We start from the raw sequence: 266 nt of genomic DNA on the forward strand, positions 1-266 counted from the left end.
GGCACATAATTCAAATATGAAAATTTATGATAGCTCATCGCCTGTCTCGCCATGTCAACAAATCCTGCCCCGGCAATACCGGTTGCAAACCATTTATTCTGCGTCATTAAAAATGCCGTTTCATATCCCCCAAACGAATGCCCTGAGACTCCGATCCTATTCAAATCAACGCTTTTATTATTTTTAAGGACGTTTACAATGGCATCCACAGAATTAGAGATTGATGAACCCACATTTTCCACCTCATAGTCAAAATCAGGTAAAAG

At 39.8% G+C, this 266-nt stretch carries 1 protein-coding gene; it reads right to left on the reverse strand.

What is annotated here, in order from left to right:
• The coding region (locus SB786_RS36540) for an alpha/beta hydrolase family protein (RefSeq protein ID WP_410731624.1) at positions 1-266 on the reverse strand (266 nt) is incomplete at both ends.

Source organism: Burkholderia sp. SIMBA_062 (genome assembly GCF_046534765.1).
In the GTDB taxonomy this organism is placed as follows: Bacteria; Pseudomonadota; Gammaproteobacteria; order Burkholderiales; family Burkholderiaceae; genus Burkholderia; species Burkholderia ambifaria.